This is a genomic window from Nocardia fodinahabitans, assembly GCF_052983615.1.
The window spans coordinates 2,023,486-2,050,346 of sequence record NZ_JBRJJC010000001.1; the positions used below are offsets into that span (position 1 = coordinate 2,023,486).

The following is a 26,861-nucleotide window of genomic DNA, read 5'->3' on the forward strand; positions in this document are numbered from 1 at the left end:
CCCCACGCTGGAGAGTTCACGCTGGGTGCCATGAAACTGGACCTGGCCAAGACCGACCGGCCCTACTACACCGCCCCGGCCGACCCCGTCCTGCGCACCTTCCCGACGTACTCGTACCTGACCGCGCCCGGCCGGGGCGCACCCAGCGGACCCGCCTACGCCGCGGCCGTCGAGTCGCTGTACCGCGCGGCCTACGGCGCGAAGAAGCAGGCCAAGGCCGCCGGGAACGATTTCGTGGTGCCCGAGCTCGAGGGCCTGTGGTGGGTGGAATCGGACCTGCCGCCGCTCACCGTTCCCCGCGACGAATGGCACTGGAAGCTGTTGATCCGCATGCCGGAGACGGTGACCGCGGACATGATCGTGCGCCGCACCGCCCCGGACGCGACACGGACGATCCTGCGCCACCCCGTTCGGCGAGAGCGGGAGCCGATCTCTCCCTAGAGTGATCCCCATGATCCGCACCGCCGCCCTCGCCCATGTCCGCGACCGCAGGCTGATCCAGACGCGCCCGGAAGGCAAGGACGTCTTCTACATGGCGGGCGGCAAGATCGATCCGGGCGAAACCCCCTTAGAGGCGCTACATCGCGAGATCGAGGAAGAACTCGGCGTCGGGCTGTCCGGCGTCGCCGAACTCGGCATCTTCGAGGCCGAGGCCTTCGGCCACGGCCGCAACACCGGCCTGCACATGACCTGTTTCCTCGCCGACTTCACCGGCGAACCCCACGCCACCGGCGAAATCGCCGAATTCCGCTACTTCACCGGCAGCGAATACGCCGCCATGGACCACGTGGCCCCCGGCTCCATGATGGTCTTCCGCCGCCTCCACGAACTCGACCTCATCGATTGGTGAGCAACGCCGGGACTCGCCCCTGAGATCTCAGTCGAGGTCCGCGTCGAGGGCATCCCAGGTGATCCCGACGTCGAGTGGATCGGTGATCGCCACCGCGATCGGGCTGTGGGAACGGAACCTGGTCTCGGTGGTGACGTAGACGCCCGAGGTGTTCAGGCGCAGTATCTCGATGGACTTGACGCGGCCGTCGTTGTTCTCCATGCGGACGATCCAGTACTGCTCGATGCCGAGGCGCGCGTACTCGGCGCGCTTGTCCACGCAATCGGCGGTGACCGTCGCCGGTGAAACCACTTCGACGACGAGGAGGGTATCGCCTGCCGTCGGTTTGGTCTTCCACTTGTCCCGCGGATCGTCGATACAGCGATACACGATGGCGTCCGGGCGCCGGAAGTTGAAGGGCACCTCGGAGACCAGCATGTCCAGCTCACCGCTGGCCTTCAGGCAGGGTTGCCCGCTGCCGCGTTTCCTGACGGCCTCGCGCAGGGACTGCTTGATCGCGTCGGTGATGGCGATGTGGTTGGGCGAAGGCGACTCACAGTGCACTGGTAAGCCATCCTTGACCTCGATCACCCTCGAGAGGTCGTCGGGCATCGCCAGGTACGTGTCCATGTCGATCTCGGGGACACCGGCGCGCAGCCACGACCAGTCATATGCCTCACTCACCGGACCAACAGTAGCCGTACCGACGACCGATCGAACGGCATGAACCGAACCGGACCGACACTGCCCTCCGACAGGTAGTCCCACGTCAACGGGTTTCTGCGAAACGTTGTGAGGCGGTGGGCCGATCACTCTCATGTGACGGGGACAGAGTTGAACCACAGTGCCGAGTTGACCGTGGCCGAGCGCAGGGCCGCCCTGCGCAGGCTCGTGGTCATCTTCGGGTTGATGAACAAGATGATCGAGCTCAGCGCGACCGGTGCGCCACGGCAGCTGGCCGAGCACGCGGCCGCCGCCAGGGATCTGGTCGGCGAGCTGGTGACCGATATCGCGCAGCTGCCCTAACTCAGTCGGATTTCGGGGCCTTGGGAGCGCCATCGCCGGATTCCGGCTCGATGGCGCCTGGTTCGGTGCCCTCGTCCGCCTTCTGGTCCGGTTCCGGGTGCTCGGGCTCGAATGTCTCGGGCAGGCCCTTGAGGTGCTTGTTCATCGAGCGCACGAGCAGCACGGTGCCCGCCAGCAGGATCAGGATGACCAGCAGGCCGAGCGGCGACGCCTTGCCGAACTCGGGTCCGGTCGGGGTGTTCTGAGCGAGGTAGACCAACATCACCGGTCGGCGTCCTCGATGCCGGCGAACAGGTCGGTCTCCGGGATGGCGGTGCTCACCCTCGTCTTGGCCAATTCGAACTCCTCGGTCGGCCAGAGCCGCTGTTGCATCTCCAACGGGATCGCGAAGAACGCCCCGTTCGGATCGATCTGGGTCGCGTGCGCGCGCAGGGCGTCGTCACGCTGGGGGAAGTATTTGGAGCATTCGATCTGAGTGGTGACCCGGCCCCACGAGTCGCCGCGCTTGTACTGCTTCATCCGGTCCAGCCACTCCTGCAGCGGAAACGGTTCGCCGATGCGCTCGTACTCCTCGGCGAAGGCCTCCAGGCGCTTCATGCTGAAGCCGTGGTCGTAGTACAGCTTGAGCGGCGTCCACGGCTCCCCCGCCGCGGGGAACTTCGCCGGATCGCCCGCCGTCTCGTACGCGGCCACCGACACCTCGTGGCACCGGATGTGGTCCGGGTGCGGGTAGCCGCCGTTCTCGTCGTAGGTGGTGATCACGTGCGGCTTGAACTCGCGCACGACCCGCACCAGCGCCTCGGTCGACTCCTCGAGCGGCACCAGCGCGAAGCAGCCCTCGGGCAGCGGCGGCAGCGGGTCGCCCTCGGGCAGGCCGGAGTCGACGAACCCGAGCCAGTGCTGGCGCACGCCGAGCGCGTGGGCGGCCGCGGCCATCTCCTCGCGCCGGACCTCCTCGATCCGATCCAGGACACCGGGGGTGTCCATCGCGGGGTTGAGGATGCTGCCGCGTTCACCACCGGTCAACGTCACGACCAGGACGTCGACGCCCTCGGCCGCGTACCTGGCCATGGTCGCGGCGCCCTTGCTCGATTCGTCGTCGGGGTGTGCGTGCACCGCCATGAGGCGAAGGCCACTCACGTCTCGTTCACCATCGCTCTCGCTCGCGGGTGTCAGAACTTCGTTCCCTATAGTTCCATCCGACCCCCCGTTTGTTCCGACCACCCCCGGGAGCGAGAAACCGATGACCGAGCCCGCACCGGACTCCGCGGCGACCTCGGCCGCCGCCGCAGCCCGACACGCCGACCGTTACGGCACAAAGCCCCCGGCGCGTCGGACGTGGCTGCTGGTGGTGCTCGGGATCGGCGTGCTGGCCGCCGGGCTCGGCGTGGCCTACCTCGGGTTCCAGAAGTACGGCCCGAAGGCGATCGAGACCGAGCAGCTCGGCTACGTGGTCGTCGACGACTCGACGCTGACGGTGCGGATGAAGGTCACCCGGGACAACCCCGAGCAACCCGTCGTCTGCTTCGTGCGCGCCATGGATCGCGACAGCGCCGAGGTCGGCAGGCGTGAGGTACTCGTCCCCGGATCGGACTCGACCAGCGTCCAGGTGACCACCACGGTCAAGTCCTCCGCGCGTCCGTCGGCGGGCGATATCTACGGCTGCACCGAGCAGGTGCCGGGCTATCTGCGCGTGGAATAGCGGCACGCCTAGCCTGACCTGCCTATTTATGAGACATGCTAAAATAGCCTGATACACGGTTCCGGGGCTCGGAGCCGTGTTTGCTGCATTGGCGGCCAGCGGTGCTGTTTCCGGGTAACGGGTTCACCCCCAGGATCGCTCCAGCCGTCGGGCTGGTGCATGCCCTCCCCCGGAGGGTCTGGCGCCGGTTTCAGGGAATCCCGGTGCGCCGGGAACAACTACTAGGGAGTGATCGAGATGACCGAGAATGTGACCTGGCTTACCCAGGAGTCGCACGACAGGCTCAAGGGCGAGCTCGACTCGCTCATTGCCAATCGTCCGGTCATTGCCGCCGAGATCAACGAGCGCCGCGAAGAGGGCGACCTCAAGGAGAACGGCGGCTACCACGCCGCGCGTGAGGAGCAGGGCCAGCAGGAGGCGCGGATCCGCCAGCTGCAGGAGCTGCTGAACAACGCCAAGGTCGGCGTCGCCCCCACCAAGTCCGGTGTGGCTCTGCCGGGTTCGGTCGTCACCGTCTACTACGACGGCGACGACGACGACACCGAGACCTTCCTGATCGCGACGCGCGAAGAGGGCCTGGGCGCCACCAACCTCGAGACCTACTCGCCGAACTCCCCGCTGGGCGGCGCGCTGATCGACGCCAAGGTGGGCGAGACCCGCGAGTACACGCTGCCCAACGGCAACACCATGAAGGTGACGCTGGTCAGCGCCGAGCCGTACCACGGCTGATTCCGGCCGGACCGAGCCCGCACCACCCGAACCCGAACGCGAGCGGCCGCACCCGAACATCGGATGCGGCCGCTTCGTCATCTGTGGACCCGGTCAGCTCAGCGCCTGCTCGACATCGGCGAGCAGATCGCTGATGTCCTCGATACCGACCGAGAGCCGCACCAGGTCGGCGGGGACCTCCAGCGCCGAGCCCTCGGTGCTGGCGTGGGTCATCGCGCCCGGGTGCTCGATGAGCGACTCGATGCCGCCCAGCGACTCGGCCAGGGTGAAGATCTCGGTGCGCGAGCAGAACTTCAGCGCGGCCTCGCGGCCACCGGCCAGCCGCACCGAGATCATGCCGCCGCTGCGACGCATCTGCTTCTGCGCGATCTCGTAGCCCGGGTGGGTCGGCAGGCCCGGGTAGATCACCTGCGAGATGGCCGGGTGGTTGGTCAGGAACTCCGCGATCACCTCGGCGTTGTCGCAGTGCTTCTCCATCCGCACGGCCAGCGTCTTGATGCCGCGCAGGGTGAGGAAGGCGTCGAACGGGCCCGGTACCGCGCCGGCGCCGTTCTGCAGGAACGCGAACGCGGTGTCGAGTTCCTCGCTGTTGGTGATCAGCGCACCGCCGACGACGTCGGAGTGACCACCCAGGTACTTGGTGGTCGAGTGCACGACGATGTCGGCGCCGAGCAGCAGCGGCTGCTGCAGGTACGGGGTGGCGAAGGTGTTGTCGACGACCAGCTTCGCGTCGGCCTCGTGCGCGATGTCGGCCAGCGCGGGGATGTCACCGATGCTGAGCAGCGGGTTGGTCGGGGTCTCGATCCACACCAGCTTGGTGTTGGGGCGGATGGCCGCGCGCACCGCGTCGAGGTCGGCGATGTGGGCGGGCGAGTGCTCGATGCCCCACTGGCTGAAGACCTTGTCGATGAGCCGGAAGGTGCCGCCGTAGGCGTCGTCGGGGATCACGATGTGATCGCCGGGACGCAGGGTGGCGCGCAGCGCGCAGTCGGTGGCCGCCATGCCGGAGGCGAAGGCCCGCGCGAAACCGCCCGATTCGAGGGCGGCGAGGTTGCCTTCCAGGGCGGTGCGCGTCGGGTTGCCGGTGCGCGCGTATTCGTAACCGCCGCGCATGCCGCCGACGCCGTCCTGGGCGAAGGTGGAGCTCGCGTAGATGGGCACGTTGACCGCACCGGTCTGAGGATCGGGTTCATATCCGGCGTGGATGGCCCTGGTCGAGAATCCCAGCTCACTCATGGCCTCAGACTAGTTGGCCGGTTTCGGGGTCGTGCGCAGGGGTATTCGCGGTGTACCAAGTGCCGGATTCCCCGCTGACCGTGCGGCTACGCTGGCGCCATGGTGACTGTCGAAGAGTTGTTCGCGATCGACCCGTTGCTCTCCCCGGAGGAGCGCGAGATCCGCGACACGGTGGCCCGTTTCGGCGAGCGCAGGCTGCGCCCGCATATTGCCGACTGGTTCGAGGCCGGCACCTTCCCGGCCAGGGAGATCGCGCCCGAACTCGGCAAACTCGGCCTGCTCGGCATGCACCTGGACGGCTACGGCTGCGCCGGGGCGTCGGCGACCGCCTACGGACTGGCGTGCCAGGAACTCGAGGCGGTCGACTCCGGCGTGCGCAGCATGGTCTCGGTGCAGGGCTCGCTGGCGATGACCGCGATCCATTTCTTCGGCTCCGAGGAGCACAAGCAGCAGTACCTGCCCGCGATGGCGGCCGGCGAGCTGATCGGCTGCTTCGGCCTCACCGAGCCCGACTACGGCTCCAACCCCGGCGGGATGCGCACCAGAGCCAAGCGCGACGGTGACGACTGGGTGCTCAACGGGTCCAAGATGTGGATCACCAACGGCTCGGTCGCCGATATCGCCGTCGTCTGGGCGTACGCCGAGGAGCCGGGCGAAGCCAAGCCGCGAGTGCGTGGCTTCCTGGTACCCGCAGGCACCCCCGGTTTCACCACCCGCGAGCTCCACCGCAAGCTGTCGCTGCGCGCTTCCCTCACCGCCGCACTGGATTTCGACGACGTGCGACTGCCCGCCGACGCGGTGCTGCCCGAGTCGGGCGGCCTGAGCTCGCCACTGGCCTGCCTGAGCGAGGCCCGCTTCGGCATCGTCTTCGGCGCGCTGGGCGCGGCGCGGGACTGCCTCGAGTCGGCGATCGACTACGCGCGCACCCGCGAGGTGTTCGACAAGCCGCTGGCGGCCTACCAGCTCACCCAGGCCAAGCTGGCCGACATGGCCCTGGAACTCGGCAAGGGCCAGTTGCTGGCGCTGCATCTGGGCCGGTTGAAGGACCGGCACGAGATCACCGGCGAGCAGATCAGCGCGGGCAAGCTGAACAGCACCCGAGAGGCCATCGCGATCGCCCGCGAGTGCCGAACCATCCTGGGCGCCAACGGAATCACGCTGGACTACCCGGTGCTGCGACACGCGAACAACTTGGAGTCGGTGCTCACCTACGAGGGCACCGCCGAGGTGCACCAGCTCGTGATCGGCAAGGCGCTGACCGACGCGAACGCCTTCCGGTAGCCGGGTCCGGGCCGGTCGGGATCAACGCCCGACCGGTACCTCCGGCCCGCGCCCGGCGACCGGCGCGGGCCGAATCAGGCCGCCGGCGAAGGCGATCGCCAGCATCGAGACCACGACGGTCAGGACGGTGAGCGCGATCGGAACGGTGATCGCTGCCGGGATGCCGAGCACCGTCAGCGACGCCAACCCACCGCAACCCCAGGCGAACGCGGCGACGAGCCGGCCGAGCAGCGGGGCGTACGGCGACCGTCGCAGCGAACGGACGACGCCTTCGCGCGCCAAATACCCTGCGACAGCAGGAAATACCGGGGTCATGCCGAGCAGCTGGATGGCCGGTTCGGTGACGTCCACTACGGGCCCCTTCGCTCGCCGTGCTGGTTAGCTGGAAGTTGTCTCGAGTCGATGCTACCCGCCCAGAATCCTCCCGGCGCCCCGTGGACGCAACTCCGCCGCACCCCGCGACCAGCGATACACCCCCGGCTATCGAGATCGGACAGGTCGACGTCGCCGCCGAGCAGGTCGGCCGCGAACACCGCACCGATCTTGTCGTCCTCGGCGATCCGCCGGCCTCATCGAGGTGGAGCAGGTCGGATCGAGTGCGGAGGCGGGCTCAACCATGGTTGCGCTCGACACAATTCGAGCGGAATGCGTGGTAGCACCGAGTTAGCCGTCGGCCGAATCCGCGGGATTGTTACCATTTGGTGGTGTTTGCGCCCGGCCCCGCGTTGCTCGAATTATCGGCACGTCGAAATCTGCGACAACTGAATACCGTGTACGGAGTTCCCGCGGCGGCCGCTGCCGCGCGAGCCCCCGGCCTGTCGGCTCAGCTCGACCAGCACGCCGCGGCCGTTCGCGACATTCTCGCTTTCGGCGTCGACGGATCGGCGCGTATTCCGATCGCCATTCTGCTGTCCGGTTATGCGCGCGGGCTGCTCGACCAGGTCGCCGAGGCGCTGCTCCCTGCCGCCCCGCACTCGTGGCACACGGCCGACTGGTGGCAGTTGCGCCTGGCCGCGGTCTGTCTGCACGCCGAACCGGCCTGAACACCGGCGCTCCGCCACCGCGACAGTGACGGAACGCCGGTGCCGGTCGGTCAGCGAGCCGTTTCGCCACCCCACTCCTGGCGACCCGGCTCCGGGTAGCCCGCACCGGGGGTGACCCACTGCTGCGCGCCCTCGGTGGGCGCGACCTGCCCGCTCGCGCGCGCCGCGTCTTCGCGCCCACGCTGGTAGGCCTCGGCGTGGCCCTTCATCGCGGGCATCTCCGCCTCGAGATTGCCGAGCCAGCTGTTCCAGCGCTGCTCCATGGGCCGGACCAGGCCGCCGCCGACACCGACCACCAGGATGCCGCCGATGGTAGCGAGCACGGCGATCAGGATGGGCGTGGTCACCGAGGTCGCGACGCCGATCTGGTTGAGCGCGGCGATGATGCCGATACCCCAGATGAAGACCGCGGCGATCCGGCCGAGCATCCGGCCGTAGGACAGCCCGCCGAGCACCGAGGTGACCAGCTCACTCACGGCGTGCGCGATGGCCGCCGCGATCACCACGATCACGATCGCCACCGCCGCCTTCGGCAGCCAGGCCACGATGCCGGTGAGCAGATCACTGACCGGGTTGGGGCCGAAGACACCGAACCCGATCTGCAGCGCGATCAGCAGGACGGCGTAGTAGGCGATCTTCGCCAGTAGATCCGAGGCGTCATATTTGCTGCGCGACATCATCTTCTGGATCTGCCCGCGCTCGACCAGCCGATCGAACCCGACGCGTTCGAGCACCGCGTCGACGATCTTGGCGACCACTTTCGCGATGATCCAGCCGATCACCAGGATGGCGACGAACGCGGCCAGCTTGGGGAGGAATTGCGCGACCGAACTCCAGGCATCGGTGAAACCCTGCTGGAAATCGATCGCGATTACGGAGTTGTCCACAACACGTCCTTTCGCTCGTCCCACCCGAATGCCCGTCTGTCGGTGGATACCCGAGTCGCCGAAGCCGAATCGTCGATTTGCGAGAAATTTGCTCTTGGCGTGGCGGGGGCGAGGGGCCGGTCAGACCGGGTCTTGCGTCCTGTCGCGTTCTCGGCCATCGTGTAAGTAAGTGGTTACTTACGACCGGAGGGCATGTGACGCCGACATCGCGGGAACGGATCATGACCGAGGCCTTGCGCCTGTTCGGGGAACAGGGGTTCGCCAAGACCTCGATCGCCCAGATCGAGCAGGCGGCGGGACTGTCCGGCGGATCGGGGGCGCTGTACCGGCACTTCAAGTCCAAGGACGAACTGCTGGTGCGGGCCGTGGCGAGCCGGCTCGAGGATCGCGGCGAGTGGGAGCGGTTCATGGCGCCGGAGTTCTCCATCGCCGCTGCGCTGGACTCGATCACCGCCCGGCGGCGACCTCGTCGGCAAGCTCGTCGCGCTGTGCCGGATCGGCCTGGAGCGACTCGACCACGACCGCGACGTGACCCGGATCCTGTTGCGGGACAACTCGATCCCCGCCGAGCTGCTCGAAGTGTTCCGGCAGCAGGAGTACGCGGTGGTGATGGCCGCGGTCACCCGCGGACTGAGCGAACTCGCCGGTGACCGAGGGCGTGACCAGGACTGGGACGCCACCGCCGCCGTCCTGGTCGGCGCGCTCGCGCACTTCTGGATGATGCGCGACATCTTCGACGGCGGCCATCCGGCGAATATCGGCGAGGACCGCTACCTGCGTGCCACCGCAGAGATGATCGCCGCCCGGCTCGACCGGGCGGGTACCGAGGGAGAGGACCGAGGATGAACACACCCATCACCGTGGTCGGGGGCGGACTGGCAGGCCTCACGGCCGCGATCGCCGTCGCGGAAACCGGCGTGCCGGTGCGGCTGCACGAGGCACACCAGACGCTGGGCGGGCGCGGGCGGGCCACCCCGCCACCACATGTCGCCCACGAGGGCGCGCACGTCTTCTACGCTGACGGCCCGCATTACACCTGGTTGAAGGAACGCGGATTCGTTGCCGGGCTCGGCTGGCCCGGGATCACCGACGCCATGAAGGTCGGCTTCCGGGTCGACGGACGCCTGCGGCGGGTGCCGCCGATCGGCATGCTGCGCGCCCAGTCCCACCAGTGGCTGCGGGCCCCGGTCGACGTCGACTTCCACACGTGGGCCGCCGACCGGTGGGGTGAACGCGCCGCCACCCAGGTCGCCAACGCGATCAGCGTCGTCACCTACGACGCGCACACGGGCAGGCTCTCGGCCGCCTTCGTCTGGGACCTTTTCCAGCGCGCACTCGGCCTGCATATCCCCGGTGTCAGATGGATTCGCGGCGGGTGGCAGCAGGTGATCGATCGGATGATCTCGCGGGCGAGGGAACTCGGCGTCGTCATCGAGACCGGTTCGCGCGTGGACGCGCTGCCGACCGACGGCCCGGTCATCGTCGCCACCGATCTCGATTCCGCCCGCCGCCTCCTCGGCGACGACTCCCTGCGTGGCACCGGCGGTTTCACCGCACTGCTCGACCTGGGCGTACGGAAGGACCGCCGCGATCGTTTCGTCTGCTTCGATCTGGACGAGGGCGGCTTCCACGAGTGCTACACCGCCCAGGACGACACGATCGCCCCCGCGGGCGAATCGCTGTTCCAGCTCCAGATGCCGGTGCGCGACAACGAATCCCGCGACGATGCGCACCGTCGCCTCGAGCGTCTCGCCGAGGCCACCGTCCCGGACTGGCGCTCCCGCAGCACGTTCCACCGGACCTCGACCGCGAAGGGTCGCACCGGTGCGGTCGACCTGCCGGGCACCACCTGGCGTGACCGACCGGCCATCGACCGCGGCGACGGGGTGTATCTGGCCGGTGACATGGTCGCGGCGCCGGGGATGCGCGGCGAGATCTCGATCAACAGTGCCCTGACTGCCGCCGCGTCGGCGGTCGCCGCGGTACGGAAGGGGTCCGGCGTCCGGCCGAGCACCGAACCCGCCTGAACCGCCTTCACCCGATCCGATCGACGCCCATCCAGCTCCGGTCCGACCGACCCGATCCAGTGCCGGTCGGACCGATGCGATTCCGTGCGGCGCCGATCGGATCGGCCCAGGCCAGGTCCGCCCCGCCGCATGCCCAGTCGCGAGCCGTGCCAGGCGCTGAAATTCGGTTGCGCCGCCGGTCACCCGATTCCTAGGGTGGGCCGCATGTCCTCCGTGTTCGCGTGCAACGTTTTCATCCGCATCCGCTCCGCCCGGGCTCTGGCCCGCTAGCGGACGCGGATCTCTCATCGGCGTCCACCGGCGCGCCCAGGGCCCATCGAGCTCTCCACTACTCGATGACCCGAAGGGGCAACTGCCGTGGCGCAGGATTTTGCACACCGAAACTACTCACACACTCAGCGCAAGGTCACCGGATACAGCGGTGGCCGGACCTCGCGCGATCTCGCGAGAAGGACGCTCTCCCAAAACTTCCTGGTGGATCACAGCGCCGTCGACTCGATCGTGACGGTCGCCGATCCGGCGGGTGACGTGCTCGAACCCGGCGCGGGCGAAGGCGTGCTGACGCGGGCGCTGGCCGGCCGTGGCGCGCAGGTCACGGCCTACGAGATCGATCCGCTCTTGGCGGCGAAGCTCTCGGCCCAGACCCGAGCCGAGCGCGGAATCCGCGTGGTGCGTGGCGATTTCACCAAGGCGAAGGCACCGCGCACGCCGTTCGCGGTGGTGGGGAACATCCCGTTCTCGGTCACGGCCGAGATCGTCGACTGGTGCCTGGCCGCCCCGGCGCTCACCTCGGCGACCCTGCTCACCCAGCGGGAATACGCGCGCAAACGCACCGGCGACTACGGACGATGGAGTCTGCTGACCGCGACGAGCTGGCCGTGGTTCGCTTGGCGGCTGCACGGACAGGTGCACCGCACCAGCTTCCGGCCGGTCCCGGCCGTCGACTCCGCCATCCTGCGGATCGACCGTCGCCCGGAACCGCTTGTCGCCCACCGGGATTCCTACACCGAACTGGTGCGCACCGGATTCGCCGGAATCGGCGGCACGGTGCGGGCCTCGCTGCGCACCCGGTATCAGGGCGTGGACGCGGCCCTGGCCGAGGCGGGCATCGCCCGCGACACCGTGGTCGCCTACGTCCACCCGGAACAGTGGGTGGCGCTACATTCCGCGCTCACCCGCTAGCCGGGCGCCGATGCCGCCCCGTCATCACGGGGCGGCGTCGGGCTCAGTGGCCGATGGAGCCGGTGCTGAGGAAGCCGAGGAGATCGTGGCGGGTGATGACGCCGACCGGCTTGCCGTCCTCGACGACCATCAGGGCGTCGCTGTCGGACAGGGCCTTGGTGGCGGTGGACAGCGGTTCGCCCGAGCCGATCAGCGGGAACGAGGGGCTCATGTGCTGGGCCACCGAGTCGGTGAGCTGAGCGCGGCCCTCGAAGACGGCCGAGAGCAGGTCGCGTTCGGTGACGCTGCCCGCGACCTCGCCCGCCATCACCGGCGGTTCGGCGCCGACGACCGGCATCTGCGAGACGCCGTACTCGCGCAGGATCTCGATGGCGTCGCGCAGGGTCTCCGACGGATGGGTGTGCACCAGGTCGGGCAGCGCGCCCGACTTGCCGCGCAGCACGTCGCCGACGAGCGGTTCCGGACCGGCCTCGAGCGGGGTGGTGAGGAAGCCGTAGGAGCTCATCCACTTGTCGTTGAAGATCTTGGACAGGTAGCCGCGGCCACCGTCGGGCAGCAGCACCACGACCACGGCGTCGGGATCGCGGCGGGCGACCTCGATCGCGGCGACCACGGCCATGCCGCAGGAACCACCGACCAGCAGGCCCTCCTCGCGGGCCAGGCGGCGGGTCATCTCGAAGGAGTCGGCGTCGGAGACGGCGATGATCTCGTCCGGGATGGTGGGGTCGTAGGCCGCGGGCCAGAAGTCCTCGCCGACACCCTCGACCAGGTACGGGCGACCGGTGCCGCCGGAGTACACCGAGCCCTCGGGATCGGCGCCGATGATCTTCACCTTGCCGCCCGAGACCTCCTTGAGGTAGCGGCCGGTGCCGGTGATGGTGCCGCCGGTGCCGACGCCGGCGACGAAGTGGGTGATCTTGCCTTCGGTGTCGCGCCAGATCTCGGGACCGGTGGTCTCGTAGTGACTGTCCGGGCCGCCCGGGTTGGCGTACTGGTTGGGCTTCCAGGCGCCCTCGATCTCGCGGACCAGGCGATCGGAGACGTTGTAGTAGCTGTCCGGGTGCTCCGGCGGCACGGCGGTCGGGCAGACCACGACCTCGGCGCCGTAGGCACGCAGCACGTTGCGCTTGTCCTCGCTGACCTTGTCCGGGCAGACGAACACGCACTTGTAGCCGCGCTGCTGGGCGACCAGCGCGAGACCGACACCGGTGTTCCCCGAGGTGGGTTCGACAATGGTGCCGCCCGGCTTCAGCAGCCCTTCCTCTTCGGCGGCATCGATCATCTTGACCGCGATCCGGTCCTTGGAGCTGCCGCCCGGGTTGAGGTATTCGATCTTGGCGGCGACCAGGCCCGCGTTCGGACCGACCACCGAGTTCAGCCGAACCAGCGGGGTGTTGCCGATGAGGTCGACGACATGATCCGCGATACGCATAGCTGACCCGCCTCTCCGCGTTGTTTGCCGGTCGTAGGTGCCACCCAAGTCGGCATTCGGACTCGCGTCCACCTGCCGACATGTCTGGGCGTACCCGGCGAGTTACCCATGTACCTACGAGATCTGTTCTTCCGCCACGAGCGTAGCCGAGCACTTGCGGCAGGCACCGACCGGAGTGCCCGCCAGCAGCATGTCCGTGGCGGGGATCTCGGTGTAGCCCGATTCGCGCCGTAGAATTTCCCGATGTGAGCGCACCTCGAATCAGCTGGCGTACCGCTGCCGTCACCGGGGCCACCACCGTGCTCGCCGGATCGAGCGCAGGCACCGTCTCCTGGGCGACGTATCGGTTGCTGATGACGCAGGCCGGGGCGGCCAGGGCGGTCATCGGGCGCGACACCTCCAAGCCGCCGGAGGCCGACGGCGTCTACGCCCCGGGTGCGCGGCTGCCCGAACCGTGGCGCAAGGGCGTGCCGAGCGACCTGCACCTGATGATCTTCGGCGACTCCACCGCCGCCGGACTCGGCTGTCTCGGCGCCGCCGACGTGCCGGGCGTGCGGGTGGCGCGCGGGCTCGCCGAGGCCACCGGCCTGCGGATCCGGCTCAGCACCAAGGCGATCTCCGGCGCCACCTCCAAGGGGCTGGCCGGACAGGTCGACGCGATGTTCGTCGCGGGGCCGCCGCCGGACGCCGCGGTCATCCTGGTCGGCGCCAACGACATCACCAAGAAGCACTCCATCCGGGCGTCGGCGCGCAGGCTGGCCGCCGCGGTGTCGCGCCTGCGCGAGGCCGACGCGCTGGTCGTCGTCGGTACCTGCCCGAACCTGGGCACCGTCACCGCGATCCAGCAACCGCTGCGCACGGTGGTGGCGAACTGGAGTGTGCGGCTGGCCAAGGCGCAGACCGTCGCGACCACGCTCGCAGGTGGTATCGCGGTGCCGATGGGTTCACCGCTGGTCGCCTCCGAGTTCCGCGCGGCCCCGGAAATCCTGTTCGCCACCGATGGATTCCACCCGTCCGCGGCGGGGTACGAATTGGCCGCTGCTCAGCTGCTTCCCGTCCTGATCGAGTCGGTGCGGAGCCGACCTGCCCTTCCCGTCGCGCACGGCGAGAGTTAGATTCACGAAAGACCGGCAAGGTAAACAGCCGTTCACTGAACCATCCGAAAAGGAGTCCTCATGCCCGAGGCCGTAATCGTCTCCGTTGCCCGCTCCCCCATCGGCCGTGCCGTCAAGGGGTCTCTGGCGGGTATGCGTCCGGACGACCTGACCGCACAAATGGTGCGCGCGGCGCTGGCCAAGGTCCCCGCGCTCGACGCGAGCACGATCAACGACATCATGCTCGGCGTCGGTTCCCCCGCGGGTGAGGGTGGCTTCGGCATGGCCCGCAACGTCGCCGTGCAGCTGGGCCTCGACACCGTGCCCGGCACCACCGTCCAGCGCTACTGTGCGTCGTCGCTGCAGACCACCCGGATGGCCTTCCACGCCATCAAGGCCGGCGAGGGTGACGTGTTCATCTCCGCCGGTGTGGAGACCGTCTCCCGCTACGCCAAGGGTTCGGCCGACAGCTGGCCCGACACCAAGAACCCCGAGTTCGCCAAGGCCGAGGCCCGCACCAAGGAGACCGCCGAGGGCGGCAAGGGCCAGTGGCACGACCCGCGCGAAGACGGCCTGGTCCCCGACGTCTACATCCCGATGGGCCAGACCGCCGAGAACGTCGCGACGCTGACCGGCATCTCCCGCGAGGACCAGGACCGCTGGGGCGTGCGCTCGCAGAACCGCGCCGAGGAAGCCATCAAGAACGGCTTCTTCGAGCGGGAGATCACCCCGGTGACCCTGCCCGACGGCTCGATCGTCAGCAAGGACGACGGCCCGCGCGCCGGCGTCACCTACGAGGCGGTCAGCCAGCTCAAGCCGGTCTTCCGCCCCGACGGCACCGTCACCGCCGGTAACTGCTGCGCGCTCAACGATGGCGCGGCCGCGCTGGTCATCATGAGCGACACCAAGGCCAAGGAGCTGGGCCTGACCCCGCTGGCCCGCATCGTCTCCACCGGCGTCTCCGGCCTGTCGCCCGAGATCATGGGCCTGGGCCCGGTCGAGGCCGTCCAGCGCGCGCTGGCGCTGGCGGGCAAGTCGGTCTCCGACATCGACCTGTTCGAGATCAACGAGGCCTTCGCCGTGCAGGTGCTCGGCTCGGCCCGCGAGCTGAAGATCGACGAGGACAAGCTCAACGTCTCCGGTGGCGCCATCGCGCTGGGCCACCCGTTCGGTATGACCGGTGCTCGCATCACCACGACCCTGCTGAACAACCTGCAGACCTACGACAAGCAGTTCGGTGTCGAGACCATGTGCGTCGGCGGCGGCCAGGGCATGGCGCTGATCATCGAGCGGCTGAGCTAGGCTCCTCCGCCTCTCCGCGACTTCTGGCCGGACTCGGGTGCCGAGAGACACCCGAGGCGGCCGGAGGTTCGGGCGGGTCCGAGTTGGCCCGTACCCGGTGAGTTACCCAGGTACTCGCCGGACATAGCGAAGCGGCTCCCCACCAGTGGTGGGGAGCCGCTTGTGTGTTTACCGCTTATCTCAGTCGCGCTGGAAGTAGCTCAGCAGGCGCAGGATCTCGACGTAGAGCCAGACCAGGGTGACGGTCAGGCCGAGGGCGACGCCCCAGGCGGCCTTCTCGGGGGCCTGGGCGCGGATCAGCTGATCGGCGGCGTCGAAGTCCAGCAGGAAGCTGAACGCGGCGATGGCGATGCAGACCAGGCTGAACACGATCGCCAGGGCGCCACCGTCGCGCAGGCCGAAGCCGCCGTCGGTGAAGAAGCTCGCGATCAGGTTGCCCACCATCAGGACCAGCACGCCGACCATGGCGCCGAGCAGCATGCGGGTGAAGCGCGGGGTGACCCGGATGGCGCCCGTCTTGTAGACGACCAGCATGCCGAAGAACACGCCGAAGGTGCCGAGCACCGCCTGGCCGATCAGGGCGCTACCGCCCACACCGCCGAAGGTGACATCGGTGAACATCAGCGACAGCGCGCCGAGGAACAGGCCCTCGAACGCCGCGTACGACAGCACGATGGCGGGGTTGTCCATCTTGCGGCCGAAGCTCGCGACCATCACCAGCACGAAGCCGATCAGGCCGCCGCCGATGACGAACAGCGGAGCCAGCGAGGGGTTCGCCGAGGACAGCGCGAACGAGGCGATCGCCGCGACGGTCAGCACCGCGAGGGTGATGCCGGTCTTGGTGACCACGTCGTCGATGGTCATCGCACGGGTGGCGGGGGCCTGCTGGAACTGCTGGCCGTACTGCTGCCCGTACTCGCCGTACTGCTGCTGGTTGCCCAGCTGACCCGCGCCGGCCACGCCCGAACCGAAGTTCGCGTAACCGCCGACACCCTCCTGGCGAGGTAAGTTCTTGAACACCGGATTCGATGAGGTACGCACCGTGCGCCTTTCTTGGAGTGAATAGTCGCTGTTCGCCTGACGGCGGGCAACAGCTCCAACTGCCCTGTTCAACGCGTCGTGATCGGACAAAGTTCCCGGCGGATCAACCGCCTCGACCGATCGGACAAATCGGACTCTACCGCGTTCGACCGGCTCTATCGTTGTACGTCGCGCAGACCACGAACGGACCGCGTCACCGTGAACTTCTGGTTCCGGCCGATCACATCGGTGCGCCCGACCATCCGCTCGACCACCCCGCGATAGTTCAGATGCGAGTTGTAGACCGTCCACAGCTCCCCGCCGGGTCGCAGCACCCGGCCGGTCTCGGCGAACATCTTGATCGCCGAGCCGGTGTGCACGGCCGCGCCGACATGGAACGGCGGATTGCACAGCACCAGATCGGCGCTGTTGTCCGCGGCCGAGGACATCGCGTCGTCGCGCACCACCGTCACCCGGTCGGCGACGCCGTTGGCGGCCGCGGTGGCTCTGGCCGAGGCGACCGCCGCAGCGGACTGGTCGGTCCCGACGACGCGCAGATGCGGCCGCGACTTGGCCAGCGCCACCGCGAGAATGCCGGTGCCGCAGCCGAGGTCGATGGCCTCGCGCGCGTCGGGCTTCATCCGGTCCAGGTGCTCGAGCAGGAAGCGGGTGCCGATGTCGAGGCGGGGCCCGGAGAAGGCGGCGCCGTAGGCGAGGACGTCACCGTCGATCTCGGCGATGTGCTCGGCGACCGGGAACCGCGACTCGCCGACCGGCAACGGCTCGCCGACGACCAGCACCCGGGACTTCTGCCGACCCCGGCCCGCGCGCACCTGCCCGAAGGATTCGGCGAGCACCTCGTTCATGGCCGGGGTGAGGTACTTGTCGCGCCCGCCCGCGAACACGACGACGTCCGGCGCGGCGTACCTGGCGATCGCCTCGGCGATCTCGGCCAGCCCCGACAGCATCCGGGGCAGGCGCATCAGCACCAGCCGCGCGCCGGTCAGCAACTCGGCGTCGAGGCCGTGCGCGGTGTAGCGGTCGGTCAGGCCGAGGTTCTTGGCATTGCCCGCGAGGGCGAGTTCGCCGGTGAGCAGGTCCTGGTGCACCCGCAGGCCGGTGAGGTCGTGGCGCGTGGCCGCGCCGATGGTGAGCGCGCCGTAGGCGTCGCCGATCACCGCAACCTCGCCGCTACCCACCGCGGCCAGGGCGTCGGCCGCGGTATCGAGGAGCAGCCGGTCGGCAGCGTCGACGGCATAGAGGTTCGGCGCCTCCACGTCCGGATACCGGCGCAGCCGGGTGAATACGTCCTCGACTCTGTCCACGCGACAAGTGTGCTAGATCGTTGCCCCACCGTCACATCCGGCCCTGATATCCGCTGGTGGCCTTGCTCACAGTGCGTTGTCGGAGCATGTATTCCGATGGGTACGAACAGCTTCCGCCGATTTGCGACACCCTTGCAGATCGTCGCGGATCGGCCGATCTCACGAATCCCGTTGTTCCCCAATGTTTCGGCCAGGTGAACCGGAGGCTACCGGCCGTGAACAGCGCCGTGACGCCGGTTCGCCGGGCGGGCGAATCCGTCGCCACCGCGGGCCGATCACGGCACCAGCGCCGATCCGATCGCTCCGCTCGCGGTTCGGCACGCCAGCAAACTCGCCGTAGCCCGAACACACCCCGCGTTCCTTCGCCCGTCGGACCGCCCGAGCTGAGTACCATCGGCCCCATGCGTAACGCTCTCGTGTTCGGACTGGTCGCCATCGCCGCGCTGACACTGCCCGGCTGCGGCACCGACGACGCGCCGGCCGCCACGCCACCCCCGACGAGCACCACCAGCACCTTCGCCGACGCCACCGGCGCGGCGCCGAGCGACAACGCCCCCAAGTCCGGTGCGGCGTCCGCGGGCGCGGCGCTGACCGTGACCGACATCAGGATCGGCGAGCAGCCCGGCTTCGACCGGGTGGTCTTCGAGCTCGGCGGCACCGGCACCCCCGGCTGGCAGGTCGAATACACCGACCGCGCGGTCCAGGACGGCAGCGGCAAGACCGTCGACGTGGCCGGTCGCTCGATCCTCGAGGTACGCATCCTCGGGTCGGCCTACCCGTTCGACTCGCCCGTGCCGCCCTTCGCCGGCCCCGACCCGGTGACCGACCCGAGCGTCCCGGGCATCACCGGCGTCTACAAGAAGATCGTGTACGAGGGCACCACCCAGTCGTTCATCGGCATCGACGCCAACACGCCCGCCTTCGCGGTCAGCGCCCTGTCCGACCCGCCGCGCCTGGTCGTCGACATCGCGCGCCCGTAACCACTACCCCTACGGTGTGCGGGTATTCCGGAGCCTCGATCGCGCTGGATAGACTGGGCGCCGTGACCGACCAGCATTCGCGCGTTCGCGCGCCCGGCATCGCCAGGGTGCTCGCGGTGCTGATGCTGCTGGCCGGGATCGTCGCCATGCACTCGGCGGTCTTCGGCACCGCCCACGCCCACAGCGGCGCACCCGAGTCGCCCGCGCTTCCGGCCGGGTTCGCCGCCCGATCGGTCTCCGCCGAGACGGTGCACGCCGAACCGGCACCGGGCAACAGCGCGGCTCCGAACGCGATGACCGCCAGTCTGCCGTCCGACGGACTACTCGCGGCCACCCACATCACCAGCTCCGGCCACGACCACCTCGCGGGCGCCCTCGCACTCCCCGGGCCACTCGCGGACGCCGACATCGCCGGCTCCGGCGACGCCGCCGCGCACCTCGCCCTCCCCCACGAGGACAAGCACGCCATGGGAGCCGGCTGCGGCGCGTCGGGGTGCGACGAGCGCGTGGGCATCCACGGCTGCGTCTTCGTCCTCGCGGCGCTGGCCGCCGCCCTGACCCTGGTCCTGCTCTACCGGCTCACCGACGACGCTGCGGCGGGTGGCGCCGCCGCCACCCGGCCCTGGCGTGGCAGGCGTGAGCGCCCGCCGCCGTGGACCGTGCTCTCCCTCTCCCAACTGGCGATTCTGCGGATCTGACAGGCCCACCGCCCCGGCACACCCGGCGGCGGCACCGAATCACATCCACCCGAATCCCCAGGAGGATCACCCATGTCCATCACCCGTACCCGCGCCACCGTTCTCGCCGTCACCGCCGCCAGCGCCCTGCTGCTCGCCGCGGGCTGTAGCGATGACAACGGCAGTGCCACGCACGACACCCACTCCGCGACGAGCACCACCAGCTCGGCCGCGCCCTCGGCCGCGGCCCGCACCGACTTCAACGACGCCGACGTCACCTTCCTGCAGATGATGTACCCGCACCACGCGCAGGCCGTCGACATGGCGAAGATGGTGCCGACGCATACCCAGAACGCGCAGCTGATCGCGCTGGCCGCGCAGGTGGAGAAGGCTCAGGCGCCGGAGATGGAGCAGATCACCACCCTGCTGACCAGCTTCGGCAAACCGGCGCCGAGCGCGAGCGGCGGCCACGACGGACACGCCATGCCCGGCATGATGACCGACGCGCAGATGAGCGCGCTGCAGTCCGCCCAGGGCGCCGATTTCGACAAGCAGTGGCTGGAGATGATGATCGCCCACCACGAGGGCGCGGTCGCCATGGCCCAGACCGAGCTGAACGCCGGCGTGAACCCGGAGTCCCGGCAGCTGGCGACGACGATCATCGCCGATCAGCAGGCCGAGATCGCCACCATGCGTGGCATGCTCGGCCAGAGCTGAGCGGGAGCGGCGCCGGGACAGGTGGTCCCGGCGCCGCGACCGGCCGACGTCTCGGTTGGTCATCGAAATCGCCACCGCGAGCTGACGTCACCCGCCGCCAGCCAGTACGGTCGATATGTTCGGCTCCGGCGCAGTCCGCGGGCCGGCGGTCCCGAGGGAGGAGAGGGAGACATGAGACAACGGGAACGTATGGGGGTCGGCACGGCGCTCGTGGCCGTGGCGACCGGCCTGATCCTGGTCGCCTGCACCAAGCAGGTGCCCGGCGACGCGCAGGCCAACCAGACCGACCTCGCCTCCTACACTTCCGAGGTCGCCGCCTCGTCGGCGGCGCGGGTGGCCAAGGCCAACGACGCGGCCTGCGACGGCCTGCGCGCGGCCAACAAGAGCTCGGTGACCGCGTTCAACGCCTACATCGACGCCAGCAACACCAGGGCGGCCGACACCGACACCAAGGCCGACGACGCGGTCACCACGCTGCGCAACAACGCCAAGGACCTCGGCCGCAAGATCACCAACGACGTGATCCCGGCGCTGGCCACCCCGTTGCGCGCCTACCGTGACAACACCAACACCCTCGCCGACACGCTCGAACGGCGCGCGCCCACCGACGAGCTCAACGGCGTGATCGACACGTTCAACGAAGCCAAGGACACCGCGATCGAGGTCTGCAAGCCGTACGGAAACTGACCACCGTAACAAGAACGTGACTGTTCACGATTCACTTCCGGAATCTCTTTCTGGAGGGTGGAGTGCGCAGCTATCTGAAACATGTTGTGGCAGCGGCGGTTACGGCGCTGACGCTGACGTCGGGCGCGGTACTGCCCGCGGTGGCGCAGGCCGAACCGGTCACCGCCAAGCAGTGTGAGGTCAGTTCGGGACGCACGCCGCAGACCGCGACGCCCGCCGAGGCCGCCCTCGACCCCGCGCGGCTCGCCGACGCCATGAACCTGGCGATCGACACCACCCGCTTCAACATCCAGCTGTACCGGAACAACTGCCTGGTGGCCACGGGGCCGCGCAACGCCGAGTCCGGTGGCGTGGCCTGGAACCTGTGGAGCGGGACCAAGAGCGTGGTCGCGCTGGTCGCGGGCCTGGCCGTCGACGAGGGCAAGCTGCTCATCGACGAGCCGATCGGGCGCTACCTGCCCGAGGGCCTCGGCGACGCGGCGCATCGGTCCATCACCGTGCGCAATCTGCTCACCGAGTCCTCCGGCATGGAGGTCGCGGTCGCCGCCGAGGGCGCGACCGGACTGGCCGCGCTGGATCCGAATGTCGTCGCCCAGGCGCTGGCGATGCCGATCGAGCGCCCGCAGGGCACCATGTTCCGCTACAGCCAGCGCGCGGTCGACCTGCTCGTCTACGTCATCGGACAGTCCGTCGGTGAGGATTTCCAGAGCTTCGCGCAGCGAAAGCTGTTCGACCCCTTGGGCATCGCCCGCGGCGACTACTTCTGGGCCCGCGACCGGGCCGGGAACACCTACGGGCACGCGCATCTGATCCTGCCGCCGGACGACTTCGCGAAACTCGGTCTGCTCGTGGGCAATCGGGGCCGCTGGAACGACCAGCAGGTGATCTCGGCCGACTACATGCGCGCGGCGCTGTCGCCCTCGGCGAGCATGCCCTGCTACGGCTTCCTGTTCGTGATCAACGGCGCGCCGTGCGTGCTCGAGTTCCCCGGCCTGCCGCTGGACGCGGTGAAGATGTCGGGCATGCTGCGCAACGACAGTTACATCGTGCCCAGCCTGGGCCTGATGCTGAACTGGACCGGCGTCGCGACGCCGGGCGCCTCCTCCACCTACACCCACAACGTGATGCGCACGCTGGTCTCGGCCTTCGTCGACCAGCAGCTCCCCGACCCGGGCCCGTACCGGGAACGCCCGGACGTGAGCGTCACCGATCCGATGATCGCCCGTCCCGACGCGCTGCTGGGCACCTTCGGGATCGGCCCCTACGCCTATCCGGGCTGCAGCTTCGTGGACTGCCTCGGCGAGACGCCCAAGCCGCCGTTCTCCGACTGGCCGCCCGGTTGTGTCGTCCTCGGCTGCGTCGGCAACAACCCCGCCACACCCGGCATCCGCTGACGCGCCGGTGGCGGCGATGCGCCGCCACCTGCGCTGCGAGGGTGCTTACGCGTACGCTGACTGGTACCCACCCTGGACAGGGTCAACGAAACGCTCGACGACCGGCAATTTTCCAGCAAGAAGCGTGCTTCAATCGATCGCCCGCAACGGACGATCGATCCCTCTCCCCCTCGAGGTGTGCCATGTCATTCTGGGAAGTCATCTGGCTCATCATTGTGAGCTTCGCTTTTGTCGCCTACCTGCTCATGCTCTTCATGATCATCGGAGACCTGTTCCGCGATCACAAGACATCGGGCTGGATGAAGGCGCTCTGGATCGTCTGCTTGCTCATCTTCCCGTTCCTCACCGCCCTGGTGTACCTGATCGTGCGCGGTCAGGGCATGGCCGAGCGCTCGAACGTCGAGGCCGCGAAGATCCAGCAGGCGCAGGATTCCTACATCAAGGAGACGGCGGGCACCAACCCCGCCGCGCAGATCGCCGACGCCAAGCGGCTGCTCGACGCAGGCTCGATCACCCAGGCCGAATACGAACAGCTCAAGGCCAAAGCGCTGTCCTGATCTCCCGTTCCACCGCAGGCCCCGCGCCGATACCCTCGGTCAGCGGGGCTTTCGGCGTTCCGGGGAGAATTTCCTGGGCCGAGGGGTCCGCGGTCGCGTATTCTCGAACACACCGGACAGGACCAGTAGGGACCGGTGCACCCTCACCGAAGGAGCCACCTTCATGCCCGCACCGCTGCGCGACAGCGCAGTGCCCAAACACGAACAGCTGCGCGCGATTCTGCTGCAGAAATGCACGCGCGAGCTACAGCCGGGCGATCTGATGACCAGCGAGCGCAACCTCATGCAGGATTACGGCGTCAGCCGGATCACCGTCCGCGAGGCGATCGGTCAGCTGGTCAACGAGGGCTACCTGGTCCGGGTCCGCGGCAAGGGCACCTTCGTCGCGCACCGGCCGGTGCAGTCGCGGCTACATCTGGCCTCGTTCACCGAGGAGATGCGCACCCTCGGACATCAACCGACCACCCTGGTACTGGTCGCCGAGGAGGCGGTGCCGCCCGAGGCCACCGCCCGCGCGCTGCGCCTGCCCCCGGACACGGGCGCCTATCACGTGCGCAGGCTGCGGCTGGCCGACGAGGAACCGGTGAGCGTCGACGACGCCTGGTTCAACCCCGAACTGCTGCCCGGCCTGATCTCGCACGACCTCACCGGTTCGATCTACCGGACCACCGCCGACCGCTACGGCAGGCCGATCGAACGGGCCGAGCAGACCGTCGACGCCCAGGCCGCCGAGGCAGGCGTCGCGATGCTGCTCGGCGTCAAGAAGGGCGCTCCCGTCCTGCATTTCGACCGGGTGTCGTTCAGCGCGGAGGTGCCGATCGAGCACACCCACAGCTGGTATCGCGCCGACCGCTATCGCGTGCAGATGGAAGTCGGCCGACGATCACAGGTATGAAACTGACATATTTCAGATACTGTATGGGCGCTATCACAGCGAAGTGCTCGGAGGTATCACCCCATGTCCATCCGTAAGTTCACCACCAGGGCGGGCCTGCTGGCCGCGCTCGCCGCGGGAACCCTGCTCGGCGCGGGCGGCACCGCCCATGCCGCCGGCGGCCTCGATTGGGACCTGTGGCCCTCGGGCTCGGTCGAAATCGGCCCACCCACGGGCAGCTCGATGGGCTCGGTCGACGCCGACTTCGGCAGCGGCACCGGCTCCGTCGACGCCGACCTGGGCTCCGCGGGCCCGCGCCCGCCCTCGACGGGCTCCGCGGTGTTCCCCGGCTCCGCGGGCTGATCCACGTTCGGCGCGCCACCATCGGCGGCGCGCCGAACCCCGCTCAGATCACCGTGCCCACGTCGGTGCGGACCAGATTCTCCAGCGCGCGCTCGGCGACCGCGGCGATCGTCATCGACGGATTGCACGCCGCGGTATTGCCCGGCATGAGCGCCCCGTCGAGGACATAGAGCCCACGCTGCCCGAGGACGCGACCGTCGAGATCGCAGACCGCGCCCATATTGGCACCGCCCAGGGGATGCCAGGTGGAGGGGAACAGCGCGTTGGTGTCGATGAGCGTGCCGCCGGGGCCCGCGATGCGCCGCACCGCCGGGTCGATGTGGCCGTCCTGGATCGCCCGGTCACCGTCGCCGGGCCAGCGCAGGATCGCGGCATCGGCGCCCGCTTCGTAGACGAACTCGCCGCGCCCGGAGCTGACGCCGTAGCCGACCAGCATGGTGGCGCCCGGGTCGACCGGCAGCGACGGAATCGACGCCTGGATGACGGTGAAGGCGGCCTGTGGGTCGTCCCAGTTCTTGCTGCCGTAGACCACCGGACCACCCTGTGCCGCACCGAATCCCGCCGACCCGTCGCGCCAGACGTAGATCCGGTCGGCATTGGTCCCCCAGCCCCGGCCGAGCTCGTCGGGCAGATCGGGGATGTGGCCCAGCGCCTGTGCCCGCACCAGCATCCGGGTGGTGTTGAGGCTGCCCGCCGCCAACACCAGCGTGCCGGTGGTGATGATCTTGTTCTCCAGCACCGTGCCCGCGGTGTCGACCCGGTCGACGCGCACCACCCAGCGGCCGTCGGCGGCGCGCTCGATTCCGGTCACCTCGTGCAGGACCTGAACCTCGACCAGCCCGGTCGCCTCCGCGGCCGCGACATAGGTGACGTCGACGGAGTGCTTGCCGCCGTTGTTCACGCCGAGCGCGCCGTCGCCGTTGGTGTAGGACGGCGTCATCTCCCCGCGCAGTTCGGCCAGCGCGTAGTTCCAGTCGATCGGCATCGGGATCTTCGACAGCGGCAGGCCCGCACCTCGGACCCGTTCGGCGAATATCCGTGCGGCGGCGTAGTTCTCGTGGGCGACCAGCTCGTCCGGCGCGGTGGCGAGCCCGAGCATGCGGGCCACCTTCGGGTAGTGCACCCGGTCCATCCGGTCCCAGTCCAGCCCGGCCGGGAAGTGCGTCTCGAACACCTCGCGCGCGGGCTGCAACGACATGCCCTGGTAGATCAGCGAACCGCCGCCGAGGCCGGCCGCGCACAGCGCGGTCATCCCGGCGCCCGGAACCGCTTCCACCAGACCGGCATACGGCTCGAACACCAGCGGCCGCCCGAACACCACCGGATCGGAGCGGTACCAGAGCATGCGCTTGTCCGGCCGGGTGGCCAGCGGGAAGGTCTGGGAGTTCGGCCCGGTCGCCCAGCGCCTGCCGCGTTCGAGCAGCAGGACCGGAACGCCCGCTTCGGCCAGTCGCAGTGCGGTCACGCCGCCACCGAAGCCCGAGCCGATCACGACGACCCGACGGTCCTCACTGGTGAGCGGGATACCGCCGGTGCGGGCGGCTACGGGCCGCGCCCCGGCGGTACCCGCGGCGGCCAGGGTGAGACCCGCGGCGGCCACACCGGTCAGCAGGGTACGGCGAGAGAACTTCGACATTCGGCAAACCTTCATCGGGGTAGGGATTTTCGGGGTGCTCCGCTTACGCGCGGCGGTCGAGCAGCAGACCGAGCAGCCCGGCCTCGCGGCCCTGGCCGGTGATCATGTCGCGGGCGGCGCGCTCGACCTCGCCGCCGTCGAGCAGCGCGTCGGCGGTGGCGGCGCGCACCGACCCGACCCAGCAGTAACTGGGTTACCGCTGGGCGACGCTACCATTCACCCGTGAGCAGCGGAACGGAATCGGACGCATCGGCGAAGATCGTCGCGGTGGTCCTGGGGCTGCTGACCACCGAGGGCTACGAGGCCGTCCAGCTCCGCGCCGTCGCCGCCGAGGCCCATGTCTCGCTGGCCAAGATCTACCGGCTCTTCCGCACCAGGGACGAGTTGATCATCGCCGCGCTGGAGCGGTGGATGGCCGCCAACGCCTACGCGGACGTGACCCCACCCGAACCCGACGAATCCGTGCACGACAGCCTGATCCGCTTGCTGCGCACCGTCTTCGAGCCCTGGGAACGCAACCCCAAGATGCTCGAGGCCTACCATCACGCCCGCACCGGTCCCGGTGGCGAACGCCTCGACAGCCAGGGCCTGACCGCGGTGCTCCCGGCCGCCGAGGTCGCCCTGCGCGACCTCGACCCCGGCTACCTCGACGACCTCGGCCTGATCCTGGGCAATATGGCGCTGGCCCTGATCGGGCGATTCGCCGCGGGCAGCCTGCCGATCACCGGGATCCTGGCGACCCTCGAACGCACCGTCTACCGGCTGACCGCCGACAACGAGTCGGCCGCCCGGCGCCACACCGCCGCGCCGCCGTCGACCAGCTGACCGCAGATCCGTTCCCGCCCAGCCGAAGCCTGTTTC

The 26,861-nt window shown here is 69.1% G+C and carries 33 protein-coding genes; 22 read left to right on the forward strand and 11 right to left on the reverse strand.

The features are described 5' to 3' along the window. The first annotated feature begins 30 nt into the window (after window positions 1–30). Together NV348_RS09400 and NV348_RS09405 are read left to right on the forward strand one after the other, a co-directional pair. Complete coding sequence (locus tag NV348_RS09400) at window positions 31–441, forward strand: hypothetical protein (RefSeq protein WP_447146694.1); 411 nt, start codon at window positions 31–33, stop codon at window positions 439–441. 10 nt (window positions 442–451) lie between these two features. Beyond that, entirely contained in the window at window positions 452–850 is a 399-nt protein-coding gene (locus NV348_RS09405) for an NUDIX hydrolase (protein ID WP_447146695.1), read from the forward strand. A 27-nt stretch (window positions 851–877) separates the two neighbouring features. Here NV348_RS09405 and NV348_RS09410 read toward each other — a convergent pair whose 3' ends face one another. Further along, window positions 878–1,513: a Uma2 family endonuclease gene (locus NV348_RS09410; protein ID WP_447146696.1), complete on the reverse strand. Its 636-nt coding sequence runs from the start codon at window positions 1,511–1,513 to the stop codon at window positions 878–880. Between the two features lie 168 nt (window positions 1,514–1,681). Here NV348_RS09410 and NV348_RS09415 point away from each other — a divergent pair, with 168 nt between their 5' ends. After that, window positions 1,682–1,855 (forward strand): hypothetical protein, encoded by a 174-nt coding sequence (locus tag NV348_RS09415; RefSeq protein ID WP_447146697.1) that lies wholly within the window; start codon window positions 1,682–1,684, stop codon window positions 1,853–1,855. A 1-nt stretch (window position 1,856) separates the two neighbouring features. Here the strand turns inward: NV348_RS09415 and NV348_RS09420 are convergent, their stop codons facing one another. Both NV348_RS09420 and mca read right to left on the reverse strand, forming a co-directional pair. Next, on the reverse strand, window positions 1,857–2,117 hold the full coding sequence (locus NV348_RS09420) for a hypothetical protein (RefSeq protein WP_447150988.1): 261 nt from the start codon (window positions 2,115–2,117) through the stop codon (window positions 1,857–1,859). Beyond that, on the reverse strand, window positions 2,117–2,977 hold the full coding sequence (gene mca, locus NV348_RS09425) for a mycothiol conjugate amidase Mca (protein ID WP_447150989.1): 861 nt from the start codon (window positions 2,975–2,977) through the stop codon (window positions 2,117–2,119). Before mca ends, NV348_RS09420 begins: the two co-directional genes overlap by 1 nt. A gap of 121 nt (window positions 2,978–3,098) precedes the next feature. Here mca and NV348_RS09430 point away from each other — a divergent pair, with 121 nt between their 5' ends. Then, window positions 3,099–3,557 carry a DUF4307 domain-containing protein gene (locus NV348_RS09430; protein ID WP_447146698.1) on the forward strand — a complete coding sequence of 153 codons (459 nt, stop codon included), beginning with the start codon at window positions 3,099–3,101 and terminating at the stop codon, window positions 3,555–3,557. A 237-nt stretch (window positions 3,558–3,794) separates the two neighbouring features. Beyond that, window positions 3,795–4,286 (forward strand): transcription elongation factor GreA, encoded by a 492-nt coding sequence (gene greA, locus NV348_RS09435; RefSeq protein WP_447146699.1) that lies wholly within the window; start codon window positions 3,795–3,797, stop codon window positions 4,284–4,286. A gap of 93 nt (window positions 4,287–4,379) precedes the next feature. Here the strand turns inward: greA and NV348_RS09440 are convergent, their stop codons facing one another. After that, window positions 4,380–5,522, reverse strand: a complete 1,143-nt coding sequence (locus NV348_RS09440; RefSeq protein WP_447146700.1) for a cystathionine gamma-synthase — start codon at window positions 5,520–5,522, stop codon at window positions 4,380–4,382. Window positions 5,523–5,621: 99 nt separating this feature from the next. On the opposite strand from NV348_RS09440, the gene NV348_RS09445 reads away from it, so the two are divergent. Next, on the forward strand, window positions 5,622–6,803 hold the full coding sequence (locus tag NV348_RS09445) for an acyl-CoA dehydrogenase family protein (RefSeq protein ID WP_447146701.1): 1,182 nt from the start codon (window positions 5,622–5,624) through the stop codon (window positions 6,801–6,803). Window positions 6,804–6,824: 21 nt separating this feature from the next. On the opposite strand, the gene NV348_RS09450 is transcribed toward NV348_RS09445, so the two are convergent. Next, window positions 6,825–7,154 (reverse strand): hypothetical protein, encoded by a 330-nt coding sequence (locus tag NV348_RS09450; protein ID WP_447146702.1) that lies wholly within the window; start codon window positions 7,152–7,154, stop codon window positions 6,825–6,827. 419 nt (window positions 7,155–7,573) lie between these two features. Here NV348_RS09450 and NV348_RS09455 point away from each other — a divergent pair, with 419 nt between their 5' ends. Next, window positions 7,574–7,846, forward strand: coding sequence for a DUF6401 family natural product biosynthesis protein (locus NV348_RS09455; protein WP_447146703.1), 273 nt, complete (start codon window positions 7,574–7,576; stop codon window positions 7,844–7,846). Window positions 7,847–7,896: 50 nt separating this feature from the next. On the opposite strand, the gene NV348_RS09460 is transcribed toward NV348_RS09455, so the two are convergent. Next, entirely contained in the window at window positions 7,897–8,733 is an 837-nt protein-coding gene (locus NV348_RS09460; RefSeq protein ID WP_447146704.1) for a mechanosensitive ion channel family protein, read from the reverse strand. Window positions 8,734–8,954: 221 nt separating this feature from the next. Here NV348_RS09460 and NV348_RS09465 point away from each other — a divergent pair, with 221 nt between their 5' ends. The 4 genes from NV348_RS09465 (at window position 8,955) to erm (ending at window position 11,942) form a co-directional block, all read left to right on the forward strand. Next, complete coding sequence (locus NV348_RS09465) at window positions 8,955–9,383, forward strand: helix-turn-helix domain-containing protein (RefSeq protein WP_447146705.1); 429 nt, start codon at window positions 8,955–8,957, stop codon at window positions 9,381–9,383. After that, complete coding sequence (locus tag NV348_RS09470) at window positions 9,343–9,579, forward strand: hypothetical protein (RefSeq protein ID WP_447146706.1); 237 nt, start codon at window positions 9,343–9,345, stop codon at window positions 9,577–9,579. Before NV348_RS09465 ends, NV348_RS09470 begins: the two co-directional genes overlap by 41 nt. Further along, window positions 9,576–10,760, forward strand: coding sequence for an FAD-dependent oxidoreductase (locus NV348_RS09475; protein ID WP_447146707.1), 1,185 nt, complete (start codon window positions 9,576–9,578; stop codon window positions 10,758–10,760). Before NV348_RS09470 ends, NV348_RS09475 begins: the two co-directional genes overlap by 4 nt. A 357-nt stretch (window positions 10,761–11,117) precedes the next feature. Further along, complete coding sequence (gene erm / locus NV348_RS09480) at window positions 11,118–11,942, forward strand: ErmE/ErmH/ErmO/ErmR family 23S rRNA (adenine(2058)-N(6))-methyltransferase (RefSeq protein ID WP_447146708.1); 825 nt, start codon at window positions 11,118–11,120, stop codon at window positions 11,940–11,942. Between the two features lie 43 nt (window positions 11,943–11,985). Here erm and NV348_RS09485 read toward each other — a convergent pair whose 3' ends face one another. Further along, complete coding sequence (locus NV348_RS09485) at window positions 11,986–13,374, reverse strand: cystathionine beta-synthase (protein WP_447146709.1); 1,389 nt, start codon at window positions 13,372–13,374, stop codon at window positions 11,986–11,988. A gap of 245 nt (window positions 13,375–13,619) precedes the next feature. Here NV348_RS09485 and NV348_RS09490 point away from each other — a divergent pair, with 245 nt between their 5' ends. Together NV348_RS09490 and NV348_RS09495 are read left to right on the forward strand one after the other, a co-directional pair. Further along, on the forward strand, window positions 13,620–14,489 hold the full coding sequence (locus tag NV348_RS09490; RefSeq protein WP_447146710.1) for an SGNH/GDSL hydrolase family protein: 870 nt from the start codon (window positions 13,620–13,622) through the stop codon (window positions 14,487–14,489). A gap of 60 nt (window positions 14,490–14,549) precedes the next feature. Further along, complete coding sequence (locus tag NV348_RS09495; protein ID WP_447146711.1) at window positions 14,550–15,770, forward strand: acetyl-CoA C-acetyltransferase; 1,221 nt, start codon at window positions 14,550–14,552, stop codon at window positions 15,768–15,770. Between the two features lie 180 nt (window positions 15,771–15,950). Here NV348_RS09495 and NV348_RS09500 read toward each other — a convergent pair whose 3' ends face one another. Together NV348_RS09500 and NV348_RS09505 are read right to left on the reverse strand one after the other, a co-directional pair. Continuing rightward, complete coding sequence (locus NV348_RS09500) at window positions 15,951–16,811, reverse strand: Bax inhibitor-1/YccA family protein (RefSeq protein WP_218719499.1); 861 nt, start codon at window positions 16,809–16,811, stop codon at window positions 15,951–15,953. Window positions 16,812–16,966: 155 nt separating this feature from the next. After that, window positions 16,967–18,115, reverse strand: coding sequence for a class I SAM-dependent methyltransferase (locus tag NV348_RS09505; protein ID WP_447146712.1), 1,149 nt, complete (start codon window positions 18,113–18,115; stop codon window positions 16,967–16,969). A 401-nt stretch (window positions 18,116–18,516) separates the two neighbouring features. Here NV348_RS09505 and NV348_RS09510 point away from each other — a divergent pair, with 401 nt between their 5' ends. The 8 genes from NV348_RS09510 (at window position 18,517) to NV348_RS09545 (ending at window position 24,364) form a co-directional block, all read left to right on the forward strand. Then, on the forward strand, window positions 18,517–19,095 hold the full coding sequence (locus NV348_RS09510) for an AMIN-like domain-containing (lipo)protein (protein WP_447146713.1): 579 nt from the start codon (window positions 18,517–18,519) through the stop codon (window positions 19,093–19,095). A gap of 62 nt (window positions 19,096–19,157) precedes the next feature. Continuing rightward, entirely contained in the window at window positions 19,158–19,793 is a 636-nt protein-coding gene (locus tag NV348_RS09515) for a hypothetical protein (protein ID WP_447146714.1), read from the forward strand. 72 nt (window positions 19,794–19,865) lie between these two features. Further along, window positions 19,866–20,489, forward strand: a complete 624-nt coding sequence (locus tag NV348_RS09520; protein WP_447146715.1) for a DUF305 domain-containing protein — start codon at window positions 19,866–19,868, stop codon at window positions 20,487–20,489. Window positions 20,490–20,660: 171 nt separating this feature from the next. After that, on the forward strand, window positions 20,661–21,176 hold the full coding sequence (locus NV348_RS09525; protein ID WP_447146716.1) for an Rv2240c family protein: 516 nt from the start codon (window positions 20,661–20,663) through the stop codon (window positions 21,174–21,176). A 62-nt stretch (window positions 21,177–21,238) separates the two neighbouring features. Continuing rightward, window positions 21,239–22,570: a serine hydrolase domain-containing protein gene (locus tag NV348_RS09530; protein ID WP_447146717.1), complete on the forward strand. Its 1,332-nt coding sequence runs from the start codon at window positions 21,239–21,241 to the stop codon at window positions 22,568–22,570. A 182-nt stretch (window positions 22,571–22,752) separates the two neighbouring features. Further along, window positions 22,753–23,127: an SHOCT domain-containing protein gene (locus NV348_RS09535; protein WP_447146718.1), complete on the forward strand. Its 375-nt coding sequence runs from the start codon at window positions 22,753–22,755 to the stop codon at window positions 23,125–23,127. A gap of 163 nt (window positions 23,128–23,290) precedes the next feature. Continuing rightward, the gene (locus NV348_RS09540; RefSeq protein WP_447146719.1) at window positions 23,291–24,022 is read left to right on the forward strand and encodes a GntR family transcriptional regulator; all 732 of its coding nucleotides are present in this window, start codon (window positions 23,291–23,293) and stop codon (window positions 24,020–24,022) included. 63 nt (window positions 24,023–24,085) lie between these two features. Beyond that, entirely contained in the window at window positions 24,086–24,364 is a 279-nt protein-coding gene (locus NV348_RS09545) for a hypothetical protein (RefSeq protein ID WP_447146720.1), read from the forward strand. 43 nt (window positions 24,365–24,407) lie between these two features. Here NV348_RS09545 and NV348_RS09550 read toward each other — a convergent pair whose 3' ends face one another. Then, window positions 24,408–26,000, reverse strand: a complete 1,593-nt coding sequence (locus NV348_RS09550; protein WP_447146721.1) for a GMC oxidoreductase — start codon at window positions 25,998–26,000, stop codon at window positions 24,408–24,410. A gap of 43 nt (window positions 26,001–26,043) precedes the next feature. After that, window positions 26,044–26,169 (reverse strand): hypothetical protein, encoded by a 126-nt coding sequence (locus NV348_RS09555; RefSeq protein WP_447146722.1) that lies wholly within the window; start codon window positions 26,167–26,169, stop codon window positions 26,044–26,046. Between the two features lie 53 nt (window positions 26,170–26,222). Here NV348_RS09555 and NV348_RS09560 point away from each other — a divergent pair, with 53 nt between their 5' ends. Then, complete coding sequence (locus tag NV348_RS09560; RefSeq protein ID WP_447146723.1) at window positions 26,223–26,825, forward strand: TetR/AcrR family transcriptional regulator; 603 nt, start codon at window positions 26,223–26,225, stop codon at window positions 26,823–26,825. Window positions 26,826–26,861 lie beyond the last annotated feature (36 nt).